10 protein-coding genes and 1 tRNA gene are annotated in these 12,416 nt (G+C 72.6%); 9 read left to right on the forward strand and 2 right to left on the reverse strand.

Going from position 1 to position 12,416, the window contains the following annotated elements; all coding sequences use genetic code 11:
* Positions 1-983: DUF8094 domain-containing protein (locus E1212_RS29755; RefSeq protein ID WP_162605658.1), on the forward strand; the 983-nt coding region annotated here is incomplete at its 5' end.
* Between the two features lie 138 nt (positions 984-1,121).
* A tRNA-Leu gene (locus tag E1212_RS27915) sits at positions 1,122-1,204 on the forward strand.
* Positions 1,205-1,225: 21 nt separating this feature from the next.
* On the opposite strand, the gene E1212_RS27920 is transcribed toward E1212_RS27915, so the two are convergent.
* Positions 1,226-1,888 (reverse strand): DUF6308 family protein, encoded by a 663-nt coding sequence (locus E1212_RS27920; protein WP_131988627.1) that lies wholly within the window; start codon positions 1,886-1,888, stop codon positions 1,226-1,228.
* Positions 1,889-2,070: 182 nt separating this feature from the next.
* On the opposite strand from E1212_RS27920, the gene E1212_RS27925 reads away from it, so the two are divergent.
* Both E1212_RS27925 and E1212_RS27930 read left to right on the forward strand, forming a co-directional pair.
* Positions 2,071-2,382, forward strand: a complete 312-nt coding sequence (locus E1212_RS27925) for a hypothetical protein (protein WP_131988629.1) — start codon at positions 2,071-2,073, stop codon at positions 2,380-2,382.
* The gene (locus E1212_RS27930) at positions 2,379-2,702 is read left to right on the forward strand and encodes a hypothetical protein (protein ID WP_131988631.1); all 324 of its coding nucleotides are present in this window, start codon (positions 2,379-2,381) and stop codon (positions 2,700-2,702) included. Before E1212_RS27925 ends, E1212_RS27930 begins: the two co-directional genes overlap by 4 nt.
* On the opposite strand, the gene E1212_RS27935 is transcribed toward E1212_RS27930, so the two are convergent.
* Complete coding sequence (locus E1212_RS27935; protein WP_162605659.1) at positions 2,669-3,883, reverse strand: MFS transporter; 1,215 nt, start codon at positions 3,881-3,883, stop codon at positions 2,669-2,671. The genes E1212_RS27930 and E1212_RS27935 overlap by 34 nt on opposite strands.
* 186 nt (positions 3,884-4,069) lie before the next feature.
* Between E1212_RS27935 and E1212_RS27940 the strand changes: the two genes are divergently transcribed.
* The 5 genes from E1212_RS27940 to hrpA all read left to right on the forward strand — a co-directional run.
* Positions 4,070-4,873, forward strand: coding sequence for an NAD(P)H-binding protein (locus E1212_RS27940; protein WP_131988635.1), 804 nt, complete (start codon positions 4,070-4,072; stop codon positions 4,871-4,873).
* 44 nt (positions 4,874-4,917) lie between these two features.
* Complete coding sequence (locus E1212_RS27945; RefSeq protein ID WP_131988637.1) at positions 4,918-5,346, forward strand: hypothetical protein; 429 nt, start codon at positions 4,918-4,920, stop codon at positions 5,344-5,346.
* A gap of 64 nt (positions 5,347-5,410) precedes the next feature.
* Positions 5,411-6,160, forward strand: coding sequence for an HAD family hydrolase (locus E1212_RS27950; RefSeq protein ID WP_131988639.1), 750 nt, complete (start codon positions 5,411-5,413; stop codon positions 6,158-6,160).
* The gene (locus E1212_RS27955) at positions 6,157-8,541 is read left to right on the forward strand and encodes a glycoside hydrolase family 65 protein (protein ID WP_131988641.1); all 2,385 of its coding nucleotides are present in this window, start codon (positions 6,157-6,159) and stop codon (positions 8,539-8,541) included. Before E1212_RS27950 ends, E1212_RS27955 begins: the two co-directional genes overlap by 4 nt.
* 69 nt (positions 8,542-8,610) lie before the next feature.
* Positions 8,611-12,416: ATP-dependent RNA helicase HrpA (hrpA, locus tag E1212_RS27960; protein WP_131988643.1), on the forward strand; the 3,806-nt coding region annotated here is incomplete at its 3' end.

Below are 12,416 nucleotides of genomic sequence, written 5' to 3' on the forward strand. Positions count from 1 at the left end.
CCCCGGAGCCGCCGCCGAAGCCGACCGCGCGCATCGCCGTCGCGCTCGGCCTGATCGGTCTGGTCACGGCGTGTGCGCAGGTGCCGGCGCAGATCGACCAGGCCGCGCGCGCGGCCCTCATCCCCGCGATCACGTTCGAGCGGGCCGAGGGATTCTTCGCGCAGTACAACGACATCGTCGGCACGGCCCGCACCGCCCTCGACACCGCCCAGCTCGGCGACGTCGAGACCGGCGCCCTTCTTGCGACCTCCCAGTTCGCCGTCGAGGAGCAGCTCGCCACCGGCGTCGCGCCCGAGTCGCCCCCGGCCGCCGTCACCCCGTCGATCGTGCTCTCCCCCCAGGTCGACGCCTACCCGATGTGGGCGGTCGTGACCACCCAGGCCCCGTCCGGCGGCGGCGCGCCGTCGTGGTTCCTGCTCACCCGCGAGAACGCGGCCTCCCCCTGGCTGGCCGGCCTCGCCGTCCACCCCGCCGAGGGAACCTCCGTCACCGCCCCGCTCACAGACGACGGTGCCGCCGTCGTCGCCGACGACGCCGCCGCCCGCCGCGGCGACGAGGTGCTGGAAGCGCTGCGGCAGTACGGCGAGACCGGTGAGGAGCCCGAGAACATCGACCTCTCCTTCGCCGACGGCCTCACCCGCCTCCCCGACCACGGCCTGCAGCTCGACACCGCCCCGCCCGAGTTCGGCACCTCCTCGCGCAGCTGCGCCGTCGAGAGCCCCGACGACGTCCACTGGCTGCAGACCGAGTACGGCGCGGTCGCCCTGGCGTCCATCAGCTGCACCCAGTCGGTGACGGTGAACCCCGGCTACTCCGTGGTCATCGAGGCCGCCGGCCTCGGCACCATTCCCGGCGGTTCGCAGATCTCGCAGGCGGAGATCTCCCAGAACGCGACCTTCATCCTCTCCGTCGACACCGACGGGTCGGCGACTGTGGTGGGGCAGCCCATGCAGCCGATCGGCATGACCTGGTCGCTCCCGTGACGCTGTGGGTGGTGGCGGCCACCTTGGCACGCCTGGTCGCTCCACGAACCGGGCGGATCGCCACTCGGTAGCGACGCTCGGGTATGCCGAGGTGCTGGCCAGCCATGCCCGGGTGCGGTGCCCTACGATGACGGGTGCGCGGGAGTGGCGGAACCAGGTAGACGCGCCAGATTTAGGCTCTGGTGTCTTCGGACGTGGGGGTTCAACTCCCCCCTCCCGCACCGTTTCCGGACCAGCAGGTGTCACCCGGCCGTCTTGACGTGCATCCAGAGGACGACGTCGAGGATGCGCAGGGGCGGGTCGTGGAGGTCGGACTCGCGGACGGCGGATTCGCGGGTGACGTCGCGGAGCAGGCCCTGGACCTCGTCGTCGGTCATGAGGTGCTGGTAGACGAGCCAGTCGATGCGCCGGTCCTGGCCGACCCCGAGGAGGCCCCGGGTGACCAGCGAGTCGCGCACCGGGAAGAGGCGCGGCCGCTTGCGGGCGCACAGCTTCGAGGCGGCCACCCACTTGTTGCCGCCGAGGGCGTTCTTCAGCTGCAGGTGAAGATGCTCGGCGGCGTCGAGGACGGCGTCGTCGGCGTCGGCGAGGTCGGTCTCGACCGGCACGGAGCGCAGCGCCTTGATGACGTCGTTGCGGTGCGGGCCGCCCTGCAGCAGCTGCCGCCCGGCCCGCGGCCCGACGCTGATGCCGAGCAGCGACGTGGCGTAGAGGTCGGCGGCGGTGATGGTGTCGTACTCCACCGGCCCGACGGCGAGGAAGCTGCGGCCGGCGTAGTTGGAGTCGCGATCGTAGAAGAGGCGGAGGTTCTCGACAGCGGCCGGATCCTTCAGTGCGCTCAGCGTGGCCGATGTGGCGCGGTCGAGCTGAGCCGGGGACGGCCGACGGGCGCGTGTCGGGGTCACGACGATCATCGTGGCAGGGAGGGCGGACACAACCAACCCCATGATCGTCAAGCGGACGCAGCGATCGCGGCCGCAAGCGCAGTGAAGCGCGTGCGGATCCCGTCGAGCCCACGCCCGCGACCACGGCGTCGGCACGCTCGAGGCGTTGCGCGCCGTCCGCGCAACCGCCAGAGTGACCGTCCATGCAGGCGCCTTCGAGCACCAGGAACGACGTCGCGGGCCAGCTGATGATCGCCGAGTACGAGCGGTCGTCGGAGTTCTGCAACCACGTCGACAACGTGCGCAACGTCGTGACCAGCTTCTTCCTCACCCTGGTCGGCGCGGCCGGCTTCTTCGTCGACCGTTACAGCTCGGCGGAGCTGAGGTCCGGGCCGCTGGGATCGGCCGCCGCGCGAGTCGTCGGCGTGCTCGCCCTCGTCTGGCTCCTCGGGCTGCTGTTCATCATGACGATCGCGCGCCTGCGCCGCGTGCAGCTGGAGCGGTACCGGCGATGAACCGGATCCTCGACACGCTGCTCAGCGGTCCGGAGCGTGAGGTGATCCCGTTCCGCGACGCCGACGTCCCCGGGCTGCGCGACGGCTCGCCCGTCCAGCGACGGCTCACCGGCTCCTACTTCTGGACGCTCGCGCTGATCGTCCCGTCCGCCGCAGTCGCGGGCGTCGCCGGGTTCACCGCGCTCGACGCGCTGTGGGAGGTGCCGGGGCCGCTCGACCTGGCCGGCGCCATCGCCGTCGGGCTCGGGTCGATCCTGGTGTCCGACGGCGTCTACTTCCGGCTCGCTCAGCCGCCGGTGCCGCCCGTGCCACCGGCCTGACGGGGCACGCCCACCGCCGACATCACCAGCAGGCCGCCCACCAGCACGAACGCCGACGCGGCGCCGAACACGCCGGTCGCGACGGCGATGCCGGCCGGCAGCACGACCTGCCCGAGCCGATTGCCCATGATCCGGATCGACAGCGCCGCGCCCCGCGACGCCGCCGGGACCGCCTGCACCACCAGCGACATCGTGAGCGGCTGGCCGATGCCGAGCAGGAAGCCGGCCACCGCGAGCAGCAGTGCGAGCAGCCAGATCGGCGCGGCCAGCGGCAGCAGGCCCAGCAGCACTCCGGTGCCGAGCGTGCTGGCCCAGAGCAACCGGGTCCGGCCCCAGCGCCGGAGCATCGGCGGGATCAGCAGCCGCGACAGCACCGACGCGGCCGCCCGCACGCTGAGCAGCAGGCCGACGACGCCCGGGCTGATGCCGCGCTCCTCGCCGATGACGGGCAGGTAGGCGATCAACAGGTCGACGGCGGTGAGCAGCGTCAGGCTGGCGACGATGCCGCCGCGCACGCCGGGCAGCCGCAGGATCCCGAGCGCCCCCGGCGCCGCGGCTGTCGCTTTCCCGTCCGGAGCCGTAGCCGCCGCCGTCCGCCCTGCCCCGTCGCCGAGCCGCCAGCACACGAGCAGCGCCACGCAGAGCAGCGCACCGCCGACGAGGAACGCCCGCCCCGTGGTCGTGCTCCGGTCGGCGTCGGCGGAGAGCAGCAGACCGGCCAGCGGCGGACCGATCATCTGCCCCACCGACGCCGCCGCGGTGAGCAGGCCGAAGTCGCGGTCGAGGCCGGCGTCCGGGGCGAGCCGCGCGATCACGGCCTGCGCGCCGACCAAGCCGGCCACCGCGCCGCTGCCCAGCACGACGGTCGCCAGCGCCAGCCCGGTCAGGTTCGACGCCAGGTACAGCAGGAGGCTGCCGACGACCAGCAGGACGGCGCCGCCCTGCACGACGATCGCCGGTCGCCGGCGGTCGGAGAGCCGGCCGAGCGGGATCGCGATGGCGGCCGGCACCAGCGCGAACGCGACGACGAGCAGGCCGACCTCGCGATCGCCGGCGCCGAGGTCCAGCGCGCGGTAGGTCAGCACCGGCCGGATGAGGAAGATCGCGAGCTGGGTGAGCAGGACGTACAGCAGCACCCGGCCCAGCCAGCCCGAGGCGGCCGGGCCGAGCCGCCGCCTCACCACGGGCGACGCTGCTGTGAATCCAATATCACAACGCTAGATTCTAGGGCCTGCCCGTGTCAGAAGTTGATCTTGGACGGAGTGGGGAATCGATCGGACGAACCGCCCGGCAATGTCCGAAGAACTCCACGATCAACCTCCAGGGTGATGTGCGTACGCCGTACGCGTACGGTGTACGCTGGCACCATGACCATCCTCGTCACCGGCGCCACCGGCAGCGTCGGCCGCCTCGTCCTCGACCACCTGATCGCTCTCGGCGCCACCGACGTGCGCGCCCTCGTCCGCGACCCCGCCAGGGCCGCTCTGCCCGGCGGCGTCGAGGTCGCCACCGGCTGGGTCGGCGAGCCGGACACCGTCGACGGCGCGTTCGGCGGCGTCGACCGCATGTACCTCACGTCCTACAGCGACACGGCGGCCGAGGTGCTCGCCCGGGCGAAGCGGGCCGGCGTCCGGCACGTCGTCAGCCTGTCCGGCGAGCGGGAGAGCTGGTGGGGCTCGATCGTCGACGACGTCGAGGCGTCCGGCCTCGAGTGGACGCACCTCTGGCCGGGCGAGTTCATGGAGAACGCCACCATCTGGGCCGACCAGATCCGTACCACCGGCCAGGTGCGCGACGGCTACGCGAAGTCGGCCAACGCCGCCATCGCGATGGACGACGTGGCCGCCGTCGCCGCCGTCGCGCTCACCCGCGACGGCCACGTCGGCCGCACCCACACGCTGACCGGCCCCGAGACGCTGACCCGCGCCGAGAAGGTGGAGCGCATCGGCTGGGCGCTCGGCCGCGACCTGCCCTATGTCGAGCTGAGCCGCGAGGACGCGATCGCCGAGCTCAGTGCGTCGATGGGCGAGTACGCCGAGTGGTACGTCGACGGCGAGAGCCAGCAGGTCGAGCATCCGCAGCAGCCCACCACCGGCGTCGCCGACGTGCTCGGGCGGCCGGCCACGTCGTTCGCCGACTGGGCGAAAGCGAACGCCGGCCTGTTCCGCTGAACCAGCCTCTCGCACGGACGGCCGTGCCGCACTAGAGTCTATTTGTGACGGTTGTCGTGGTCCTCCTCGTGGTGGCGGCGCTGGTGGTCGCGGCGCTGATCCTCGTGTCCGCGCGGCAGGCGGGCATCGGCGCCGAGCGGCCTTCGCGGTACGGCCGGCGTCGGCGGGTGCGCCAGGCGCCGCGGTTCCGGCTCGAGCGCCTCAGCCAGCATCGTTACGTCCTCCACAACGAGGGCGCCACCGCCGCTTATGACGTGCGGGTCGACACCAAGGACCTGACCGTCACCGAGGGCGAGACCCACATGCGCGAGTTCAGCGCCGGCCACGCCCAGGACTACCTGCTCATCCAGCCCATGCACGGCCACGTCTCGGAGCTCATCGTCCGCTGGCGCAACCGGCCCGGCGCCGATCCCGAGGTGGTCGCCGAGCTGCCGCTCGACACCGAGGTCGCGTCCGAGGGCCAGGAGGCCTGACGACCAGCACGGCCGATGCCGCCGAGTTCGCCCGGACTGCCTTGCCATGACCTACAGTCGTTCAATGGTGGGCCTGCCCGAACACATCAAGGCGTGCCTGTTCGACCTGGACGGCGTGCTCACGCCGACGGCCGACGTGCACCGCGCCGCCTGGAAGGCGATGTTCGACGCGTTCCTGGCCGGCCAGGCGGAGCGGACGGGTGCGCCCTTCGTGCCGTTCGACGCCGAGCGCGAGTACCACGTCTACGTCGACGGCAAGGCGCGCGCCGACGGTGTCCGCTCCTTCCTCGAGTCGCGCGGCATCACGCTCCCCGACGGCGCGCATGACGATCCCGTCACCGCCGACACCGTGAACGGCCTGGGCAACCGCAAGAACGCAGTGCTGCTGCAGCGGCTGCGCAGGTCCGGCGTGCGGCCCTATCCGGGCTCGGTCGCCTACCTGCACGCCGCCGCCGAGGCCGGACTGCGCCGGGCCGTGGTCTCGGCCAGCGCGAACTGCCGCGAGGTCCTGGTCGCCGCCGGCATCGAGGACCTGCTCGAGGCCCGGGTCGACGGCATCACGGCTCGGAGCGAAGGGCTGCGCGGCAAGCCGCACCCGGACACGTTCCTGGCCGCGGCCGAGCGGCTGGGGGTCGCCGCCCGCGAGGCCGCGGTGTTCGAGGACGCGCTCGCCGGCGTCGAAGCGGGCCGGGCCGGCGCGTTCGGCCACGTCGTCGGCGTCGACCGCGTCGGCCAGGCCGAGGCGCTGCGCGAGCACGGCGCCGACGTCGTCGTCGCCGACCTCGGCGACCTGCTGGCGGAGGCCGGCCGGTGATCCGCGAGAGCGCCTACCCGTGCGAACCGTGGCGCATCCGCGAGGCGGCCCTCGACCTCGACCTGCTGGCGCAGTCGGAGTCGGTGCTGGCGCTGTCCAACGGCCACATCGGCCTGCGCGCCAACCTCGACGAGGGCGAGCCGCACGGTCTGCCCGGCAGCTATCTCAACTCCTTCTACGAGCTGCGGCCGCTGCCGTACGCCGAGGCCGGCTACGGCTACCCGGAGCAGGGCCAGACGATCGTCAATGTCACCAACGGCAAGCTGATCCGGCTGCTGGTCGACGACGAGCCGTTCGACGTCCGCTACGGCGAGGTCCGGTCGCACGAGCGCGTGCTCGACCTGCGCGAGGGCACGCTGGACCGCAGGGTCGAATGGGTGTCCCCAGCGGGCCAGGCGGTGCGGGTGCGCTCGACCCGGCTGGTGTCGTTCACCCAGCGGGCGGTCGCCGCGATCTGCTACGAGGTGGAGCCGCTCGGCGACGAGACCCGGGTCGTCATCCAGTCCGGGCTGGTCGCCAACGAGGAGCTCCCGGTCACGAAGAAGGACCCGCGCGTCGCGGCCGTCCTCGAGGAGCCCCTCGAGCCCGAGCAGCACCTCGCCAACGGCGCGGGCGGGCTGCTCATCCACCGGACGAGGACCAGCGGGCTGCGCATGGCGGCCGCGATGACGCATGTCGTCGAGGGCCCCGAGCGGACGGTCGTCAGCACCGAGGCGTTCCCCGACTGGGCCCGCACCACCATCGCCTGCGTCCTGAAGCCGGGCGAGCGGCTGCGCGTGGTGAAGCTGCTGGCCTACGGCTTCTCCAGCAGGCGGTCGCTGCCCGCGCTGCGCGACCAGGTGGGCGCGGCGCTGGCCTCCGCGCGGCTCACCGGCTGGGACGACCTGTGCCGCGGCCAGCGCGAGTACCTCGACGCCTTCTGGGACGCCGCCGACGTCCGCGTCGACGGCGACCCCGAGGTCCAGCAGGCGGTCCGGTTCGGGCTCTTCCACGTCCTGCAGGCCGGCGCGCGCAACGAGATGCGGCCCATCCCGGCGAAGGGCCTGACCGGGCCCGGGTACGACGGCCACGTGTTCTGGGACACCGAGATGTTCGTGCTCCCGGTGCTGATCTACACCCAGCCGCAGGCGGCGGCGCAGGTGCTCCGGTGGCGCCACGCCACGCTCGACCTGGCCCGCGACCGCGCCCGCACGCTGGGCCTGAGGGGCGCCGCGTTCCCGTGGCGGACCATCCGCGGGCACGAGACGTCGGGCTACTGGCCGGCCGGCACCGCCGCCTTCCACATCGGCGCCGACATCGCCGACGCGACGCTGCGCTACATCCGGGCCACGCGCGACGAGGCCTTCGAGCGCGAGGTGGGCGTCGAGCTGCTGGTCGAGACGGCCCGGCTGTGGCGCTCGCTCGGCCACCACGACCGCCATGGCGCGTTCCACATCGACGGCGTGACGGGCCCGGACGAGTACTCTGCGGTGGCGCACGACAACATCTACACGAACCTCATGGCGCAGCGGAACCTCCTCGGCGCGGCCGAGGCCGTCGCCCGTCATCCCGACGTCGCCGCCGCCCTGGAGGTCGACGAGGAGGAGTCGGCCTCGTGGCGCGACGCCGCGACCACGATGAGCGTCCCGTACGACGACGAGCTCGGCGTGCACCAGCAGTCCGAAGGCTTCACCCGGTTCCAGGAGTGGGACTTCGACGCGACCGACCCGGAGCAGTATCCGCTGCTGCTGACCCACCCCTACTTCGACCTCTACCGCCGCCAGGTCTGCAAGCAGGCCGACCTTGTGCTGGCCATGCACTGGCGCGGCGACGCCTTCACGCCCGAGCAGAAGGCCCGCAACTTCCACTACTACGAGGCGCGCACGGTGCGCGACTCGTCGCTGTCGTCGTGCACCCAGTCGGTCATGGCCGCCGAGACCGGGCATCTGGAGCTCGCCCACGACTACCTGGGCGAGGCGGCGATGACGGACCTGCACGACAGCCACTCGAACACCAGCGACGGCGTCCACCTGGCCTCGCTCGCCGGGTCCTGGCTGAGCCTCGTCGCCGGGTTCGGCGGCATGCGCGACCACGACGGCGTCCTCTCGTTCGCGCCGCGGCTGCCGAGCCGCATCGCCCGGCTCGACTTCTCGCTGCTGTGGCACGGGCTGCGGCTCCGGGTGAGCGTGCGCCCGGACGAGGTCACCTACTACCTGCGCGAGGGCGACCACGACGACGGCTCCCAGCTCGAGCTGCTGCACCACGGCGCGCCGATCATCGTGCGCACCAGTGCGCCGGTCACCGTCGGCATTCCGCCGTCGCGGCAGCCCGACCCGGAGCCGCAACAGCCCGCGGGCCGGGCACCGGTCCGCCGCGGCGCGGCGAGCCCAGGGCTGACCTAGGGCCCGTCGCCCAGGTCACGGATAAACGGGATGAGCCGCGCGTCGCCGGCACCGTAGGCTTGATGACGTATGCCCACCTCCTCCCGTGCCGATTCCCTGGCCGACCTGCGCGCCCGGCTGCCCGAGCTGATGCTGCGCGACGAGCGGCGGCTCGCCCGTCGGCTCGACGGCGTACGCAAGATCCGCGCCGAGGACGCGCGGGCCACGGCGCTCACCGAGATCGCCGACGAGATCGCGGCGGCCGAGCGCCGGGTCGAGCGTCGCAAGGCCACCGTCCCCGCCGTCCGCTACCCGCGGGACCTGCCGATCAGCCAGCGCCGCGACGACATCGCCGCCGCCATCCGCGACCACCAGGTCGTCATCGTCGCCGGTGAGACAGGGTCCGGGAAGACGACGCAGCTGCCGAAGATCTGCCTCGAGCTGGGCCGGGGCGTCCGCGGCACCATCGGGCACACGCAGCCGCGCCGGCTCGCCGCGCGCACCGTCGCCGAGCGAGTGGCCGAGGAGCTGAAGACCGAGCTGGGCCGCGCCGTCGGCTACCAGGTCCGGTTCACCGCGAAGGCCGGCGACGACACCCTGGTCAAGCTGATGACCGACGGCATCCTGCTGGCCGAGATCGGGCAGGACCGGCTGCTGCGCCGCTACGACACGCTGATCATCGACGAGGCGCACGAGCGCAGCCTCAACATCGACTTCATCCTCGGCTACCTGAAGCAGCTGCTGCCGCAGCGGCCCGACCTCAAGGTGATCATCACCTCGGCGACCATCGACCCGGAGCGGTTCGCCCGGCACTTCGACCACGCCCCCATCATCGAGGTGTCGGGCCGGACGTACCCGGTCGAGGTCCGATACCGCCCGCTCGACCCCGACGACGACGGCGACGCGAACGCCACGGGCGAGCCGCGCGACCAGATCCAGGCCATCGTCGAGGCCTGCGACGAGTTGGCCCTCGAGGCGCCCGGCGACGTGCTGGTGTTCCTCTCCGGCGAGCGCGAGATCCGCGACACCGCCGACGCGCTGCGCAAGCGCTACGCGTCGGCGCCGCAGGGCACGCTCGAGGTGCTGCCGTTGTACGCGCGGCTCTCCGCCGCCGAGCAGCACCGGGTGTTCCAGCCGCACACCGGCCGGCGCATCGTGCTGGCCACGAACGTCGCCGAGACGTCGCTGACGGTGCCGGGCATCCGCTACGTCGTCGACCCCGGCACCGCGCGCATCTCGCGCTACAGCAACCGCACGAAGGTGCAGCGGCTGCCCATCGAGCCGGTGTCGCAGGCCTCGGCGCGGCAGCGCACCGGCCGGTGCGGCCGGCTCTCCGACGGCATCTGCATCCGGCTGTACTCCGAGGAGGACTTCGAGGCGCGGCCGGCGTTCACCGAGCCTGAGATCCTGCGCACCAACCTCGCCTCGGTCATCCTGCAGATGACGGCGCTCGGACTGGGCGACGTCGCGGCCTTCCCCTTCCTCGACCCGCCCGACCGGCGCAGCATCGCCGACGGCGTCAACCTGCTGGTCGAGCTGGGCGCCCTCGACCCGTCGGCCACGGAGCCGAAGGACCGCCTGACCACCACCGGACGGTCGTTGTCGCAGCTGCCCATCGACCCGCGACTGGCCCGGATGATCCTCGAGGCCGGCCGCAACGGCTGTGTGCGCGAAGTGCTGGTCATCGCGGCCGGGCTGACCATCCAGGATCCGCGCGAGCGCCCGGCGGAGAAGCGCGACGTCGCCGACGCGTTCCACGCCCGCTTCACCGACCCGACGTCGGACTTCCTGGCGTACCTCAACCTGTGGCGCTACATCAAAGAGAAGCAGGACGAGCTGTCGTCCAGCGCGTTCCGCCGGTTGTGCCGCACCGAGCACCTCAACTACCTGCGCATCCGCGAGTGGCAGGACCTCGAGTCGCAGCTGCGCCAGCTGGTCAAGCCGCTCGGGGTCATCGTGAATGATGCCCGCGCATCCGAGGACAACGTCCACAAGGCCCTGCTCTCCGGCCTCCTCTCGCACATCGGGGTCAAGGAGGAGTCGGCCAACGAGTACCAGGGCGCCCGCGGCGCGAAGTTCGCCGTCTTCCCCGGCTCGGGGCTGTTCAAGAAGCCGCCGCGCTGGGTGATGTCGGCCGAGCTGGTCGAGACGTCGCGGCTGTGGGCCCGGGTCAACGCCCGCATCGACCCCGCGTGGGCCGAGCCGCTGGCCGAGCACCTGGTGAAGCGGACCTACAGCGAGCCGCACTGGGAGCGCAAGGCCGGCGCCGTCGTCGGCTACGAGAAGGTCATGCTCTACGGCGTCGTCATCGTGCCCCGGCGCAAGGTGCAGTACTCCCGCGTCGACCCGGAGCTGAGCCGCGAGCTGTTCATCCGGCATGCGCTGGTCGAGGGCGACTGGACGACGCATCACCGGTTCTTCCACGAGAACCGCGAGCTGCTCGAAGACGTCGAGGAGCTGGAGCACCGCGCCCGCCGCCGCGACATCGTCGTCGACGACGAGACGCTGTTCGCGTTCTACGACCAGCGCATCCCCGCCGACGTCGTCTCGGGCCGGCACTTCGACAGCTGGTGGAAGAAGGCCCGGCACGAGCGCCCCGACCTGCTGACCTTCAGCACCGACCTGCTCACCACCGACGCCGCCGGCGCCGTCACGCAGGCCGACTACCCCGACAGCTGGCCCGACGGCGACCTCGACCTTCCGCTGACCTACCAGTTCGAGCCGGGATCCAGCGCCGACGGCGTCACGGTGCACGTCCCGATCGAGGTGCTGAACCAGGTCGAGCCCGACGGCTTCGACTGGCAGGTCCCAGGGCTGCGGCCGGAGCTGGTGACCGCGCTGATCAAGGCGCTGCCGAAGCAGCTGCGTCGCTCGTTCGTGCCGGCGCCCGACACCTCGCGCGAGGCGCTGGGGCAGCTGCCGCCGTCGCCGTCGGGACAGCCGTTCATCGATGCGCTCGCCCGCGTGCTGCACCGGCTGCGGGCGGTGCCGGTGCGGCCCGGCGACTTCGACCTGAGCAAGGTGCCCGACCACCTGCGCATGACGTTCCGCGTCCTCGACGAGAAGGGCAGGCTCGCCGCCGAGGGCAAGGACCTCGACGAGCTCAAGGTCATGCTGCGCACGGAGCTGCGCAAGACCATGGCGGCCGCCGCCAGCAGCATCGAGCGCACCGGCCTCACGGCGTGGCCGGGCGGCGAGGTGCCGCGCACCTTCGAGCAGCGCCGCTCCGGGCACGTCGTCACCGGCTACCCGGCCCTGGTCGACGAGGGCGCCAGCGTGGCGCTGCGGGTGCTGCCGACCGAATCCGACCAGGCCCGGGCCATGTGGACGGGCAACCGGCGGCTGCTGCTGCTCGCCGTCCCGTCGCCGACGGCGTTCGTGCAGCGCCATCTCGCGAACCGGTCGAAGCTGGTGCTCAGCCAGAACCCGGACGGGTCGGTCGCCGCCCTGCTCGACGACGTCGCGGCGGCCTCGGTCGACTGGCTGGTCGCCGAGGCCGGCGGACCGGCCTGGGACGAGGCGGGATTCGCGGCGCTGCGCGAGCGGGTCCGGACCGACCTCATCGAGACCGTGTTCGAGGTGGTCGCCGACGTCGAGAAGGTGCTCGAGGTGTCGCATCGGGTGACGTCGGCGCTGAAGAGCACGACCAGCCTGGCCCTGACGGCGTCGCTTGTCGACGCGCGCGACCATCATGCCCGCCTGATGGCGCCCGGCTTCGTCACCGCGACCGGCCGCAACCGGCTGCCCGACCTGCTGCGCTACCTGCGCGCCATCGAGCGGCGGCTCGAGAAGCTGCCGACCAGCCCGCAGCGCGACCACCAGAACATGGACACCGTCCGCCGTCTCACCGACGAGTACGAGGCCGCGCTGGCCGCGTTGCCACCCGGCCACGGCCC

The sequence above is a fragment of the Jiangella ureilytica genome, from assembly GCF_004348545.1.
Lineage (GTDB): Bacteria > Actinomycetota > Actinomycetes > Jiangellales > Jiangellaceae > Jiangella > Jiangella ureilytica.

Bases quoted from the DNA above. Each gene is read 5' to 3' on its own strand.
- E1212_RS27925 (WP_131988629.1), top strand. From the start codon at position 2,071: ATGCAGGCGCCTTCGAGCACCAGGAACGACGTCGCGGGCCAGCTGATG.
- E1212_RS27930 (WP_131988631.1), top strand. From the start codon at position 2,379: ATGAACCGGATCCTCGACACGCTGCTCAGCGGTCCGGAGCGTGAGGTG.
- E1212_RS27940 (WP_131988635.1), top strand. From the start codon at position 4,070: ATGACCATCCTCGTCACCGGCGCCACCGGCAGCGTCGGCCGCCTCGTC.
- E1212_RS27950 (WP_131988639.1), top strand. From the start codon at position 5,411: ATGGTGGGCCTGCCCGAACACATCAAGGCGTGCCTGTTCGACCTGGAC.